Annotated in this window: 11 protein-coding genes; 5 read left to right on the top strand and 6 right to left on the bottom strand. The window is 45.0% G+C overall.

What is annotated here, in order from left to right:
* Window positions 1-9: 9 nt before the first annotated feature.
* Window positions 10-1,653: a chaperonin GroEL gene (groL, locus tag A8O23_RS11220; protein ID WP_066621045.1), complete on the top strand. Its 1,644-nt coding sequence runs from the start codon at window positions 10-12 to the stop codon at window positions 1,651-1,653.
* Window positions 1,654-1,756: 103 nt separating this feature from the next.
* Here groL and A8O23_RS11225 read toward each other — a convergent pair whose 3' ends face one another.
* The 3 genes from A8O23_RS11225 to A8O23_RS11235 all read right to left on the bottom strand — a co-directional run bounded on the left by A8O23_RS11225 (window position 1,757) and on the right by A8O23_RS11235 (window position 4,999).
* Window positions 1,757-2,347, bottom strand: a complete 591-nt coding sequence (locus tag A8O23_RS11225; RefSeq protein ID WP_066621054.1) for a hypothetical protein — start codon at window positions 2,345-2,347, stop codon at window positions 1,757-1,759.
* A 113-nt stretch (window positions 2,348-2,460) separates the two neighbouring features.
* On the bottom strand, window positions 2,461-3,309 hold the full coding sequence (locus tag A8O23_RS11230) for a glycoside hydrolase family 25 protein (RefSeq protein WP_066621056.1): 849 nt from the start codon (window positions 3,307-3,309) through the stop codon (window positions 2,461-2,463).
* Between the two features lie 139 nt (window positions 3,310-3,448).
* Window positions 3,449-4,999, bottom strand: coding sequence for a peptide MFS transporter (locus A8O23_RS11235; protein WP_239693390.1), 1,551 nt, complete (start codon window positions 4,997-4,999; stop codon window positions 3,449-3,451).
* 244 nt (window positions 5,000-5,243) lie between these two features.
* On the opposite strand from A8O23_RS11235, the gene pckA reads away from it, so the two are divergent.
* From pckA to smc, 4 genes are all read left to right on the top strand, one after another.
* Window positions 5,244-6,860, top strand: a complete 1,617-nt coding sequence (gene pckA, locus A8O23_RS11240; RefSeq protein WP_066621060.1) for a phosphoenolpyruvate carboxykinase (ATP) — start codon at window positions 5,244-5,246, stop codon at window positions 6,858-6,860.
* A 140-nt stretch (window positions 6,861-7,000) separates the two neighbouring features.
* Window positions 7,001-7,720, top strand: a complete 720-nt coding sequence (locus A8O23_RS11245) for a 16S rRNA (uracil(1498)-N(3))-methyltransferase (RefSeq protein ID WP_066621395.1) — start codon at window positions 7,001-7,003, stop codon at window positions 7,718-7,720.
* 31 nt (window positions 7,721-7,751) lie between these two features.
* A complete protein-coding gene (locus A8O23_RS11250) occupies window positions 7,752-8,417 on the top strand; it encodes a DUF4159 domain-containing protein (protein WP_066621062.1) in 666 nt (221 codons plus the stop codon).
* Between the two features lie 424 nt (window positions 8,418-8,841).
* Window positions 8,842-12,402: a chromosome segregation protein SMC gene (smc, locus tag A8O23_RS11255; protein WP_066621064.1), complete on the top strand. Its 3,561-nt coding sequence runs from the start codon at window positions 8,842-8,844 to the stop codon at window positions 12,400-12,402.
* A gap of 468 nt (window positions 12,403-12,870) precedes the next feature.
* Here the strand turns inward: smc and A8O23_RS11260 are convergent, their stop codons facing one another.
* The 3 genes from A8O23_RS11260 to A8O23_RS11270 form a co-directional block, all read right to left on the bottom strand.
* Window positions 12,871-13,419, bottom strand: coding sequence for a lysophospholipid acyltransferase family protein (locus A8O23_RS11260; RefSeq protein WP_066621066.1), 549 nt, complete (start codon window positions 13,417-13,419; stop codon window positions 12,871-12,873).
* A 76-nt stretch (window positions 13,420-13,495) separates the two neighbouring features.
* On the bottom strand, window positions 13,496-14,116 hold the full coding sequence (locus A8O23_RS11265; RefSeq protein ID WP_066621074.1) for a hypothetical protein: 621 nt from the start codon (window positions 14,114-14,116) through the stop codon (window positions 13,496-13,498).
* Between the two features lie 115 nt (window positions 14,117-14,231).
* Window positions 14,232-14,987 (bottom strand): patatin-like phospholipase family protein, encoded by a 756-nt coding sequence (locus A8O23_RS11270; protein WP_066621076.1) that lies wholly within the window; start codon window positions 14,985-14,987, stop codon window positions 14,232-14,234.
* Window position 14,988: the final 1 nt, after the last annotated feature.

Consider the following 14,988-nt stretch of genomic DNA (forward strand, 5'->3'; position numbering starts at 1 on the left):
TAAGAAACTATGGCATCTAAAAACATTTCTTTCGACGTAGAAGCGCGCAATAAGATTAAAAAAGGCGTGGACACTCTGGCAAATGCCGTGAAAGTAACCTTAGGCCCTAAAGGCCGCAACGTAGTAATTGATAAAAAATTCGGTGCTCCTACCATCACCAAAGATGGTGTGACTGTTGCCAAAGAAATTGAATTAAAAGACGCCGTGGAGAACATGGGCGCGCAGCTGGTGAAAGAGGTTGCCTCTAAAACGGCTGACTCTGCCGGTGACGGTACTACTACTGCCACTGTGTTAGCACAGGCTATCTACGGTGCCGGTTCTAAAAACGTAGCCGCCGGTGCCAACCCAATGGACCTGAAGCGCGGTATAGACAAAGCCGTAGCTAAAGTGGTTGAAAACCTGAAAGCTCAGTCAAAGAAAATTGAGAACTCTTCAGAAATAGCTCAGGTAGGTACTATCTCTGCCAACAATGACACTGAGATCGGACAAATGATTGCCGATGCCATGGACAAAGTGGGGAAAGATGGTGTGATCACGGTAGAAGAGGCTAAAGGTACTGAAACTGAAGTGAAGACTGTAGAAGGTATGCAGTTTGACCGCGGTTACCTGTCTCCTTACTTCGTGACTAACCCAGAGAAAATGGAAGCGGAGTTTGACAACCCTTACATCCTGATCTACGACAAGAAAGTTTCTACCATGAAAGAATTGCTTCCGGTATTGGAGCAAGTGGTACAAACTGGAAAGCCGCTGGTAATCATCTCTGAAGATGTAGACGGCGAAGCCCTTGCTACCTTAGTAGTAAACAAATTGCGTGGTTCCTTGAAAATTGCCGCTGTAAAAGCTCCAGGTTTCGGTGACCGCAGAAAAGCTATGTTGGAAGACATCGCTATATTGACTGGCGGTACTGTTATCTCTGAAGAGCGTGGCTACAAACTGGACAACGCTACTTTAGAGTACCTTGGCCAAGCTGAGCGCGTGATCATTGACAAAGACAACACCACTATCGTGAACGGACGTGGTGAGAAAGACGCAATTGTTGCCCGTGTAAACGAGATCAAAGCGCAGGTTGAGAAAACTACTTCTGACTACGACAAAGAAAAACTGCAAGAGCGTTTGGCTAAATTGTCTGGCGGTGTGGCTATCCTTTACATTGGTGCTACGACTGAGGTAGAAATGAAAGAGAAGAAAGACCGTGTTGATGATGCCTTGCATGCTACCAGAGCTGCTGTTGAAGAAGGTATTGTTGCCGGTGGTGGTGTAGCCTTAATTCGTGCTATTGACGCGCTTGACAAAGTTGACACCCGCAACGAAGATGAGAAAACAGGTGTGCAGATCATCCGCACAGCTCTAGAGGCTCCTCTTAGAACTATTGTAGCCAACGCTGGAGGCGAAGGTTCAGTGGTTGTAAACGAAGTACGTGCCGGAAAAGCTGACTTCGGCTACAACGCCCGCGACGACAAGTTTGAAAACATGTTTGCCGCTGGTATCATTGACCCAACTAAAGTTACTCGCATGGCTTTAGAGAATGCCGCTTCCGTAGCTGCCTTGTTATTGACTACTGAGTGTGTCATTTCTGATGAACCAGAAGAAGGTGGCGCTGCCGCTGGCGCTGGTATGCCAGGTGGCATGGGTGGTATGGGTGGCATGATGTAATCAGCCCATAGCTTATACCATAAAAAAAGCCCCGGCTACTATAGCCGGGGCTTTTCTTTTGGTATCTGTTTTTAGCTTAGTTTATTAAAATGAGGCCAAAAACCTATTTCTCATTTTTGATTAAGATATTGATTTCATGGGGGGCAGTTTCATCTCCTCCAAAATATGGGTAAAGCTGGTATCCTACTCCTTCCCCGTCACAGCCTCGCGGCTGTTCAACTTTCTGGTTGCCTACTTGAAAAACATACTTGTTGTCTTCCAGTTTAATTTCGCAGGTGTACCACTTGTCTAAATCAACTGCAGAGACAAGTTTAGAAGAATTAACACCATTGGCGTAAGAGTACGCATGTAATTCTAATTTGCCTTGGTACCATCTCCACCCAAAACGGGCACTGTTGGTATGGTGAAAGCTGTTGCAATCCGCCATACCATAAAGCTTGTTTATGTCAGCCTGATTATTTGGGTCTTTGGTGCTGTATTTAGCCGTCTTATCAAATTTTACTGAAAATTTAATTTTGTTCGTTTTCAGCGGCTTGAAAGGATTGGTGGTTTCATGGGCACCAGACTTGATAGTGTATTGCGTTTCTTCCTGAGTTACGGCTTCTGTAGAAGGAATTAAATCTTCTACGGAGCAAGACGCAAAAAGACCAGCCACTACCAATAAAATTGGGAGCTTTTTGTAAAAGGGTTGCATTGGTGTAAAGGGTTTAGTATCTTAAAATTAGTCATTCAATACATTCCCTCAAAACGCAAAACGCTTTTTATCAATAAATTAAAACAACTCCCTCGTTAAATAACATAATAATTTTAATCGGCATGACCGTGTATAGGCTCATAGCATAAATTGTACAAATCTTCCATGGTGCCGTTGAACACATTGAGATCAAGGTTTCCCTTTACCCCTTTCAACTTGCCTTTGTCGGTATGCTGCCAGAACAACCAGTTTCGTTTTTCTATTTTATGGCTTTTCTCAGGCGTATAATGGGCAATCCAGAGGGGGTAATGATCGAAATGGCCCGCTAAATGCTTCTCATAGAAAGCATAGTTGGTATAGATAATCGGTTTCAGCTCATACTTTTCCTCCACCATATCAAGCCAAATCTGCACCCCTTCTCTTATCTTCTCATCAGACTGATGATTCGTCACCTCCACATCCAGAACCGGCGGCAGGTCGCCCGCTTCCAGTTTTACTCTGTTAAGAAAATTAAGAGCCTGGCCTTTAGCGTCACGCGCTGGCAGAAAGAAATGATATGCCCCTCTTAGCACATCATGTTTTTTAGCCTGATTCCAGTGCTTATTAAAATATCGGTCATGATGGGTAACGCCCTCGGTGGCTTTGATAAAAGAAAAAACAATGTTCTGCTGCTTTACTTCTTGCCAATCAATTTCACGGTTATGGTGCGATACATCTAAACCTATGATATCGTACCCTTTTGGGCTGAAGGTTGTAAGGGAATTTGTGTTGGTGGCCTCTTCTACTTTGTGGCGTAAAAAAGCTAATCTACCCCCAGTCTTGTAGTACTCAATACCAAGTACAAGAAAGAAAAAGCCTACTATACCCAATGCCAATGGCTTCCAGGCAAGTGGAGAGCTTTGGTTGGGTAAGCCTTTGCGAGGGGCAGTTTTTCTTGCTTTAGGTACGGCGCGCGATGCCACAATGGTAATAATTTAAAAATTTAATCAGCTTCAGAGCAAAGTATAATCAAATTTACGGCTTCTTTTCGGCATGAAGAACAGGCAGGGCAAAAAAAAGCCCCTGCAAATTGCAGGGGCTTTTCTATAGTGATAAGCTAATTTACTGTATACCGTGCATTTTCTTTTTCAACGTACCGTTCAACGCCAGCATTATAATGGCCGCCAAAATGGGCAGTGCCGTGAAAATAAAGAAGAAGATAGAGATGGAATATTGCTCCGTAATTTTATCAATGAATGAACCTGTCAAACCAGCCAAATAATTTGCAATAAAGTTAGCTACAAACCATATTCCAAACATCAAACCTACCAACCTTACAGGAGACAACTTGCTTACGTAAGACAAGCCAACCGGAGAAACGCAAAGTTCTCCTAATGTATGGAACAGGTAAGCCAGAATTAACCAAACCATACTCACAGAAGCAGTTTTTGCGCCCTGAGGAATTGCAAGTCCTCCATAAGCTAAGATACCAAATCCTACTCCTAATAAAATTAGACCAAGAGCAAACTTTACTGGCGCAGAAGGATTAAGCTTGCTTTCCCAAATTTTTGAAAATATTGGCGCCAGAGAAATTATAAAAAAAGAGTTCAATATCTGGAACCATGAAGCTGGTACTTCAGTGGCATCCGCGGCAAACTCGCGTCTCAGCATCCAAACAATAATTCCCCAGATTATCAAAAAGCTGGTACCTAAAAACAAGTTTGAGTAAGGAATTTTTTTAAAGGTATCCTTAAAAAGGTTAGCTAGCACATAGGTAAGAATAAGCATAGGCACTACTACCAGTACAGCATTTACCCATTTAAATATTGTGGCGCTATCGCCTTCAAGTAACCGGTTTGTGTAATCCTTGGCAAAAATTGTCATGGAACCACCCGCCTGCTCAAAGGCCATCCAGAAGAATATAGTAAAGAATGCAAGTACCATTATTACTATGATTCTGTCGCGTACAACATAGCTTGGTACATCTTCCTCTGCCTCTTTTGCCTTGGCTGCTTCTCTTGACTCTTTAGTAGGAACTAACCCTATTGAACCAAAAATATTTTTTGAGAAAGCAAATTGTAACATGCCAAACAGCATGAAAATACCCGCTAAGCCGAAGCCATAGCTCCAGCCTATTTTTTCCCCAATGTACCCGCACAACAGAATACCCAAAAAGGCACCTGAATTGATGCCCATGTAGAAGATAGTATAAGCAGCGTCTTTCTTTTCGGGTCTGTTGGTATAAAGTTGACCTACCATTGAAGAAATATTTGGCTTAAATAACCCATTCCCTAAAATGATAAGTGCCAGCCCCGTATAGAAAAGAGGCTCTGTTTCAAAAGCCATACTGGCATGACCCAGAGTCATGAGAAGAGCACCTAAGATGATTGCTTTTCTATATCCTAAAAATTTATCTGCTAATAACCCACCAAAAATCGGGGTTAAATATACTAGGGCAGTGTAAATACCGTACAAATGAACTGCATCCTTGTTTTCCCAGCCCCATCCTCCATTTACTAAAGAAGAAGTAAGAAAGAGCACAAAAAGCGCTCTCATGCCGTAGTAACTGAAACGCTCCCACATTTCTGTAAAGAACAGTACAAACAAGCCACTTGGGTGCTTTCCGCTTATATCATTGGTCTGTGCACCATACGGAATGTTATGCTTGCTCACCTGATCACTCAGCGGGTCATCTTTATAAGACATAAAAGTTTTGGTTGTATTTGGTTAGTTGTGTAACAAAGAGGGTAAATATACCATATCTAACATACACACACAAGAAAATGAAGTAGTCGGGAAAGAACAGAAATAAAGTTTTGAAATAAATACATAACAATCGTTAGTTTTTTATACTTTTATCAATCTAAGTTCTTTAATAGAATTCATTATTAAGGATTTATTAATTAAACATTTCTTTATGAAAGAATTTGGCAACAACTCAGCAGAAAGGGATCTAAAAGCTTTGGGAATAGAGCAGGCAAGGGAAGTTCTTTGGAACTTATCGCCAGCCCAGCTGGTGGAAGAAGCTTTATGCAACGGAGAAGGCTATTTAACTGATACCGGTGCTCTCATGTGCGACACCGGAAAGTTTACCGGCCGCTCACCGAAAGATCGGTTTGTGGTGCGTGATGATCAAACCAAAGACTCTGTATGGTGGGGAGATTTCAACATTGCCTTTGAGCCTTCAAAGTTTGATGCCCTTTATCAAAAAATGATTTCCCACCTGTCTACCTGTAAACTGTACGTGCGGGATGCTTATGCAGGAGCGCATCCGGAATACCGCCTAAACCTGCGCATAGTCAACACCCAGGCTTGGCATAACTTGTTTTGCCACAACATGTTTCTGCGTTATACTGAAGAAGAACTTGAACAAAACCCAGTAGCTGATTTTACCATCATCTGTGCCCCAGAGTTTGAGGCCGACCCAGCGGTAGATGGAACTCGCCAGGCTAACTTCGCCATTATTAACTTCAGCCGAAAGATGATTTTGATTGGTGGTACAGGTTATGCCGGTGAAATGAAGAAAGGAATTTTCTCGGTGCTTAACTACATTCTACCGCACCAAAAGAATACGCTTTCCATGCATTGCTCGGCCAATGTAGGCAAAGACGGAGACACAGCCATTTTCTTCGGTCTATCCGGCACTGGTAAAACCACGCTTTCCGCCGATCCAAACCGAGGCCTCATTGGTGACGATGAGCACGGCTGGACGAAAGACAGTGTCTTTAACTTTGAGGGCGGCTGCTATGCCAAAGTCATTGACCTTACACAAGAGAAAGAACCGCAAATATGGGCTGCCATTAAGTTTGGCGCTATAGTAGAGAACACCCGCTTCAAAGAAGGCACCCGCACCATTGACTACACAAACAAATCGGTAACAGAGAACACGCGTACCGCCTATCCTATTCACCATATTGACATTGCGATAGAACCGTCTAGAGCAGATATCCCAAAGAACATCTTCTTTCTAACCGCCGATGCCTTTGGGGTACTGCCTCCTATCTCCCGTCTGAATAAAAGCCAGGCCATGTACCATTTCATTTCAGGCTATACAGCTAAAGTGGCGGGTACAGAGGTGGGTATCACTGAGCCACAGACAACATTCTCCGCGTGCTTCGGCGCTGCGTTCCTGCCCCTGCACCCTACCGTATACGCTGAAATGCTGGGCAAGAAGATGACAGAACAGAATGTGAATGTGTGGCTGGTGAATACTGGCTGGACTGGAGGCTCCTATGGCACCGGCTCCCGCATGAAGTTAGAGTATACCCGCGCCATGATTACCGCTGCTTTGAATGGTGAACTAGAGACTGTGGCCTTTATAAAGCACCCAGTTTTTGGAATGGAAATGCCAGAAAGTTGCCCTAACATACCTGCCCAGATACTGAACCCGCGCAATACATGGGCTGACAAAGAAGCCTATGACAATAAAGCCAATGATCTGGCAAAGTCTTTCGTTAAAAACTTCAATAAATACGCAGACTACGCTAATGAGGAAATATTAGCGGGTGCCCCAGAGGTAGCTGTAGAAGTATAACCCAAAGAAGAAAGCTTACTTTTTAAATTTCCTTCATTTCCAATTAAAGCCTTCCATAAAATGGGAGGCTTTTTTCGTGCCCTTTTCCCATTCTCTCTGATTTTGGCTTATTTTTGAGAAAACAGGTCAAAAACAGCAGCATGAATCTTTTCTACACCCCCAATTTGCAGCCAAACATGACAGAGTATGTTTTGTCAGAGGAAGAGTCAAAACACTGCTCACGGGTGCTACGGTTAGGAGTAGGCGACAAAGTACAGTTAATAGACGGCCGTGGTGGCTTTTTTGAGGCAGAGATTTCTGACGCCGCCCCTAAAAAAACAAAACTGCGCATCCTGAATTACACCTCTGATCAAGATAAACGATCTTTTAGAATTCACATAGCCGTGGCCCCCACTAAAAATATGGACCGCATGGAGTGGTTCGTAGAAAAGGCGGTTGAATTAGGTATAGATGAGATTTCTCTCTTGCAATGCGCCCGCTCTGAGCGCAAAAACATAAACCTTGACCGGCTGGAGAAAATTGCCATCAGTGCCATGAAGCAAAGCATGAAGTCTTATCTGCCAAAGATCAACGAATTAACCAGATATGAGGATTTTATTTCACAAAGATTCTCTCAAAATGAACATAAGTTCATAGCTCATTTAGTAGAAGGACAGGAACGCTTTTCCTTAGCCAAAAGTATTACGGGCTATGGCACTTACACTATCTTAATAGGACCCGAAGGAGACTTTAGCCCAGAGGAAGTTGAACAGGCTTTACAGGCAGGTTTCAAACCCGTAACCTTGGGCAGCAGCCGCCTCCGCACAGAAACCGCAGCCTTAGCCGCCTGCCATACCATACACGTGGTCTTAGACGTTTAATTACTGTTTTAGCCCTCTTTTCCGGAAAACAATGCAAAAACGACTTTTCCTTTTCTCTCTGGTATTTGTGCTTGCACTTTCGGCAGCTTTTGTGCAGCGCCCCAGCTTTAAAATTGCCCGATTGAAGTACGGCGGTGGCGGCGACTGGTATGCCAACAAAACATCATTACCGAACCTCATCTCCTTCTGCAACAAAGAATTAAAAGCCAATATATCCCCTCGGGAGGGCACCGTTGAACCCAGCAGCCCTGAATTATTTGATTACCCCTTCGTGCACATGACGGGACACGGTAACGTAGTTTTCACTGAAAATGAGGTGCAGAACCTTCGCAAGTACCTGACCAGTGGCGGTTTTCTGCACATTGATGACAACTATGGCCTGGACAAATTCGCCCGCCGTGAAATGAAAAAGGTGTTCCCCGACCTTGACTTCATAGAGTTGCCTTTCACCCACCCCGTTTACCACCAAAAGTTCGATTTCCCGCGCGGCCTGCCCAAAATACATGAGCATGACAACAAGCCCGCCCAAGGTTTTGGCATTATCTATCAGGGGCGTTTAATTTGCTTCTACTCCTATGAGTGTGATCTGGGCAATGGTTGGGAAGACGTTTCTGTGCATAATACCCCAGCTGAAAAGCATCAGGCCGCCCTTAGAATGGGTGCCAACCTTATTGCCTATGCCATGACAAGCTTTTGAATAGTTAACAGTGAACAGTTACTACTGGTAATCAGGAACATGATAGAACTGAACTGTTAATGGCGCAAGCGTCCGCTTGAGTGCGCAAATTTATCTGATATTAGACGTTGAGGTAGCCCTTAAGTTATGAACCAATGTTCTGGTTAATTGAGAGAATATGTAACAACGGCGGAGGGAAGAGCTAGGGACGCTGACATTTATCCACAATACGTGCGGACACAAGCGGACGCTTGCGCCAGTGCTGCTCAATTAACTATGCAAGCTATAAATCTCATTTAAGGTTTAGCCTTTCATATTTTCGGCTTGTTTTTGAAAAAACAAGCGAAAACATTCTTTTCCCCTCTTCAACCGGCAATTAATACTACAACCGAAGAACTATTTTTCGTAAATTTGAGGTTAGAGCCAAAGTACTTGGCCAGTTAGCATGGAATTAGCAAGATTAGAGATTAAAGGCTTTAAAAGCTTCGGCGATAAAGTCTCCATTAACTTTGACAGCGGCATTACGGGCATTGTTGGACCCAACGGTTGCGGGAAATCAAATATAGTAGACGCCATTAGGTGGGTGCTGGGCGAGCAGAAGACGCGGAACCTGCGCTCTGATAAAATGGAGAGCGTGATCTTCAACGGAACAAAGAACCGTAAGCCACAGCAAATGGCCGAGGTGAGTCTCACGTTTAACAACAACAAGGGCATCTTACCCACCGAGTATTCGCAGGTAACGATTACCCGCCGCTATTACCGTTCCGGCGAAAGTGAATACCTGCTCAATAACGTTACCTGTCGCCTCAAAGACATCAACGACCTGTTCCTGGACACCGGTATTGGGTCTGATTCGTACGCCATCATTGAGCTGAAGATGGTCGATGACATCTTGAACGACAAGGACAACTCCCGCCGAAACTTGTTTGAAGAAGCGGCCGGAATCTCAAAGTTCAAGGTTCGCAAGAAGCAGACCATGCGTAAATTGGAGGAAACCGATGCTGACCTGGAGCGTGTGGAAGACGTGCTGTTCGAGATTGGGAAAAACCTCAAAAGCCTGGAGCGTCAAGCTAAAACCACTGAGAAGTATTTCTTCCTAAAAGAAGAATATAAAAAACTGAGTCTGGAATATGCCCGCCGCAACATTGGCCACCACCAAGAGGCACTGGAGCGGTTGGAGAATAACTTAAAAAAGGAAACTGAGCGTAAGGGGGAATACTCTGAGGAACTGGGGCAACTGGAGGATTCTCTTCAGGAGCAGAAAACCCTGTTGGACCGCACTCAATTGGAGCTTCAGAATACGCAGAAAGAAGTACACGAACATACAAGCCAGTTACGGCAGCTGGAGAATGATATTAAGCTGAAGAGCGAGCGTAATCTGTATTTGAAAGAGCGGGCCAAAACGCTGAATTTTCAGATAAACCAGGATACCACGAACATCAGCCAAACTGAGGCCAGCCTGGGCCAATTACAAAATGACCTAGAGCAGGTGCAAGAGGAGCTGCTGGTGAGCGAAGAGCAGCTGGGCATGACCAAGAAAGAGCTGGAGCATGTGAACCAGCAGAAAGCAGCCCTGCAGAAAGAAATGCAGGAGAAGTCTATTGCGCAGCGCCAGCTACAGAATGAGGTCTTCACGCTGAACAAGAGCATTGAGATTACTCAAATGCAGGTGCAGACGCACCGCGCCGAACTGGAGCGCATGCAGCAGATGGAGGGCTCGGAAAATGAAATGGCGCAGCAACATGAAGCCGCTCTAGCTGAAACCAAAGCCCAGCTGGAAGAGGCGCAGGCCAACCTGACCGCTTTGCAGGAAGCCGAGCAGCAACTGCAGGAGGAAATGGTGCAGACCGAGAACACTCTGCAGGAGTACCGGCAGCAATTGATAGATATTAACCGCCAGCTCGACTCTAAAAAGAACCAGTACACCCTGACCAAATCGTTGGTAGACAATCTGGAGGGTTTCCCAGATGCCATCAAGTTTTTATACAAGTCAAAGACCTGGCAGAAGCCGGCCCCGCTCCTCTCAGACATCATTGTCTGCGATCAGGAGTACAAGCCGCTCATTGAAAGTTACCTGGAGCCGTACATGAACTTCTTCGTGGTAGAAACTGCCACCGAAGCCGTGGAAGCCATTCACCTGCTGAACAACCAGAACAAGGGCCGCGCCAACTTCATCATCCTTTCGGAGGTGGAAGACCTGGAGATGCCCGCCACCCTGAGCACACCAAAATACAAAGCTGCCCTGGAAGTGGTGAAGGCCGAGGAGAAATACCACCCACTGCTGCGCTACATGCTCAACGAGGTGTACATCAGCACCACTTCTGACACGGAACTGTTCCTGAGCGACGGCCGCACCTACATCCTGAAAGACGGATCTGTCATTAAGAAGCCCCTAAGTTTATCGGGTGGTTCCGTTGGTTTGTTTGACGGAAACCGTTTGGGCCGGAAGCAGAACCTAGAGAAGCTGGCCGAGGAGCTGGAGGAGCTGAAAGAACAGCAGGAGCTGATGAAGACCAAAATCAGCACGCTACAGCACGTACTGCACGGACAGAAGACTTCCACCAAGGTGGAGGAGATAAAGGCGCAGGAGCGTACTATTAATGCCCTGCAGCAGGAGCTGGTGAGCCACAAGGTGCGCTATGAGCAGTTTGTGCTGAACCAGCAAAACCGTGAGGCCAAGAAAGACGAGCTATTCGAGAAAATACAGGAACTGGGAGAAAACTTGGCGGAACTTTTACCAGATTCTGAAAGCAAGAATCGGGCTTTACAAAGCTTTGAGCACGAGCTGCAAGGGCTGAATCAACTACAGGAAAAGCAGAACGAAATCATCAACGAGGTCAGCGGCATCTTCAATCAGGAGAACATCAAGTTTCACCAGTTGAAGAACCGCCTACAGAGCATTCAGCAGGAGCTGGCCTATAAGCAGAAAACCGTCCAGAACCATCAGGAGCGCCTGGTGCAGCTTCAGGATGAGTTAGCCCGAGCCGAAGATGAAACCGTGGCGCTGGAGCAGTTTGTAGAAGACCAGACTGCCCTACTGGAAGAAGGCACCGTTGCCCGCAAAGACATGGCCAAGCAACTGGATGAGGTAGAGAAAGCTTACTTCCAGCTGCGCGGCGAAATTGACGAAAAAGAGAAAGCGATACGCGAGCTGCAGCGCCGGAAGCAGAACACCGACGAGGTATTCCAGACCATGCAGCAGGCCATCACCGACACCCGCATTAAGTTGGTGGCCGTAATTGAGCGTCTGTCGGCGGAGTTCAACATGAGTCAGGAAGATTTGGCCGAGGCCCCTACCGAAAAGCTGGTTATCTCCAATGAGGAGCTGAGCCAGCAGGTACAGTCGGTGAAGCAGCGGTTAGATAATGTTGGTCCGGTGAACCCAATGGCCGCCGAGGCTTACCAGGAAATCGAAACCCGCCACCAGTTTATCCTGACGCAGAAGAATGACCTGGTAGAGGCTAAAATGCAGCTGCTAGACACCATTGCCGAGATAGACACCGTGGCCAAGGAGAAATACCTGCAAGCATTTGATGAGATTAAGGAGAACTTCATGCGCGTGTTCCGCTCGTTGTTCACTGAAGAAGATACCTGTGATTTGATCATTGCTGACCCAAGCAATCCGCTGGAGTCGAAGATTGAGATAATGGCTAGGCCTAAGGGCAAGCGTCCGCTTACTATCAACCAGCTCTCTGGTGGTGAGAAGACCTTAACGGCCATTTCGCTCCTCTTCGCTATTTACTTATTGAAACCAGCTCCGTTCTGTATTTTCGATGAGGTAGACGCGCCGCTGGACGATGCCAACATTGACAAGTTCAACAACATCGTGAAGAAGTTCAGCCATGACTCTCAGTTCATTGTGGTAACGCACAACAAACGCACCATGGTCTCTACCGATGTTATCTACGGCATTACCATGCTAGAGGCCGGTGTTTCAAGGGTAATTCCGGTTGACTTGCGCGATCTGGCACCTGAGCCAGAAATTGAAGCTGCGTTGTCGGCGTAAGCCTACTGCCTGATAGTGTACCGCCGTCTGATTCTGACCTGTTTTACTAAAAACAAGCCAGAAACAGACGGCGGTTTTATTACAATAAAGTTCATGTAAGTATTTAGTGGCCAATCCTATTATGGCGCAAGCGTCCGCTTGTGTCCGCACTCATTCCATAAACACCCTTTGAATGTAGTAAAGAGAAATTTTTAAATCCGCTGATCCACGCTTTGCTGTCATTCCGAGCAGCGCCGAGGGATTTAACGAACACTTAAAATAGCAAGTGGAAAAATGTTAGCTACCTCAGAGGACAGGTCGCGACCTGTCTCTACTTTTTGTATGTACTTCTTCCGCAGTAGCGCGCAAGAACCGATGGAGCATACCAGCTAAAGCCTAGTCACAATCTTTTATGAAAATACAAAAGCGTTTTGGACCTGTTTTATTGAAAACAGGCCCAAAACGCTTCTGCAAAATTCAAGAGAATGTTTACTTCACCCCGTGTTCAGGGTACTTAGGCGTAACGGTGCGGTAGAAAGCCTGAATTTTCTCCAAGTCTTCCTCATAATTTCCTGTAGGATAAATAACAGGTCCTATACCTGCTTCTTTCTTGGCATAATCTAAGTAACCAAGTACAATAGGTACTCCTGCACCGGTGGCAGCATGATAGAACCCTTTTTTCCAGCGAGGCTGATATTTTCGCGTACCCTCTGGGGTCACCATCATGATCATTTGGTCGTGGTGGTTAAAAAGGTCAACCATAAAATTAACAAGGTTGTTATTCTTTTTCCGGTCAACCGGAATGGCTCCCATAGCACTGATAAGATTCCCTACCGGGAAGAAGAAAGCTTCTTTCTTGATAGTCATTCTTACCGGTATGTCCATAAGGTAAAAAGCCGCCCTGGCATAAACAAAATCCCAGTTGCTGGTATGCGGTGCCGCAATCATGACCGCTTTTTTTAAATCTGAAGGAATATTCCCTTGCAGCCTCCAACCTGAAACCTTAAAAATTACTTTAGCTAATGCCTTTCCGAACATTGTATTTGTTAGTGGTATGATCTACAATATTACAAAAAAACCAGCCTTTTTGGCTGGTTTTCTTTTACATAATATTCTATCTCATGGCAGCAAGCCCTCGTTCTCTGTACAAATAAATCTGCAAACCAATACTTAATGTGGGGCCAAACTCTGAAAAATGTCTGGCGCCGCCAGAATGACGCTCTTCTTTGAGGTAAGATAAATGCAAAGCGGGCTCTAACGCAACTTTCGGATTTATAAATAGCGCATAACCAACTCCTCCTGCAACTTCCATAATATTTGCCTTTGAACCAGCGAGGTCATTGTTTCGGCCAACACCAAAGCTTCCTTCTCCATAAAAGCCGTTGTCTAAATAATACCGGGCAAAAGGTCCCGCCAACAAATATGTACTTCTCATTTCTGGGCTGTCGCCATTGTTTCTAAACCTGGCATGGTTTAAAGTAACCTTTGCTCCTATGGCAACATCATGCAGTACAAAATATCCGACCATTCCATCAAAATCGAACTGCTGTCTAACCCCTCTTGAGGTTTCATTGTTCATGTGGTTATCTAAGCTTCTGTAAGCGCCTGATACACTACCACCAACCAATAATGAGCGCTGAAAAATTTTAGCGGGAATGAGGGTGCCTCTGTTTTCTTGTGCTACAGCAGTAAAAGTACCCAGAAGCAAAACGATTGAGTAAATAAACTTTTTCATATAGTCAATAATTTAGTTTAAATCTTATATTGACTATTACGAATTAAACAAGCTTTATTTATTCATTTATCAAACTATCTGATTGCACTTTACTAATAAATCTAATATTAAAAGATTATTTTAGTAATTGTATTATTTCAGAGGCGAGTTCATGGGTATAGGTATAGCCTATCTCAAACACTTCATTTGTCTTATCTATGCCATACACGTGGTAATCCATGAGCTTGGGAGGCTCAAGATATAAATCACAAAATTGCACTCTATGCCGTACGTTTTCATTAATAGCCAGATGAAAAATACGTTCGGTTACCTGTTTAATGCTGTCAATATTAGTGCTGTGGTGAATGGGGTTCACATGAACGCCAATTATTTTATCGCACTCTCCTTGCAGGCATTCCACCGGAAGGTTATTGATTAAACCGCCATCTACCATCAGCTTTTTCCCCTGGGAAACTGGCTTAAAAACAACAGGAACAGATGAAGAAGCCACCAAGGCCTCGGCTAAATCCCCCTCTGTATAATAAATTGTTACACCCTGAACCAGGTCAAGGGCAGATATAATTAGTTTAGTATCTAGCTCCTCAATTTTTAGGTCAGACAAATGCTCTTTGAAAATACTTGATAAAGCCTTTGAGTTTAATAGTCCGCGGTTAAGCGATGGCTTGATGAGTCTGGAAAGAGAAAGATCATTTATCAGCTTAAGAACCTCATCTGGTGTATAGCCTGCTGCTACGAAAGCGGCGGCAATTGCGCCTGAACTCACTCCAGAAATAACATCAGGAACAACTCCTATCTCCTGAAGCGCTTTCAATACACCTAAGTGAGCGACACCACGCGCTCCTCCACCAGATAAGCAGACCCCTAACCTCATA

This window comes from Rufibacter roseus (assembly GCF_001647285.1).
In the GTDB taxonomy this organism is placed as follows: domain Bacteria; phylum Bacteroidota; class Bacteroidia; order Cytophagales; family Hymenobacteraceae; genus Nibribacter; species Nibribacter roseus.

Coding starts and splice junctions, on each gene's coding strand:
- pckA (WP_066621060.1), top strand. CDS start 5,244: ATGAAAGAATTTGGCAACAACTCAGCAGAAAGGGATCTAAAAGCTTTG.
- A8O23_RS11245 (WP_066621395.1), top strand. CDS start 7,001: ATGAATCTTTTCTACACCCCCAATTTGCAGCCAAACATGACAGAGTAT.
- A8O23_RS11270 (WP_066621076.1), bottom strand. CDS start 14,987: ATGAGGTTAGGGGTCTGCTTATCTGGTGGAGGAGCGCGTGGTGTCGCT.
- groL (WP_066621045.1), top strand. CDS start 10: ATGGCATCTAAAAACATTTCTTTCGACGTAGAAGCGCGCAATAAGATT.
- A8O23_RS11250 (WP_066621062.1), top strand. CDS start 7,752: ATGCAAAAACGACTTTTCCTTTTCTCTCTGGTATTTGTGCTTGCACTT.
- A8O23_RS11265 (WP_066621074.1), bottom strand. CDS start 14,116: ATGAAAAAGTTTATTTACTCAATCGTTTTGCTTCTGGGTACTTTTACT.
- A8O23_RS11225 (WP_066621054.1), bottom strand. CDS start 2,347: ATGCAACCCTTTTACAAAAAGCTCCCAATTTTATTGGTAGTGGCTGGT.
- smc (WP_066621064.1), top strand. CDS start 8,842: ATGGAATTAGCAAGATTAGAGATTAAAGGCTTTAAAAGCTTCGGCGAT.
- A8O23_RS11260 (WP_066621066.1), bottom strand. CDS start 13,419: ATGTTCGGAAAGGCATTAGCTAAAGTAATTTTTAAGGTTTCAGGTTGG.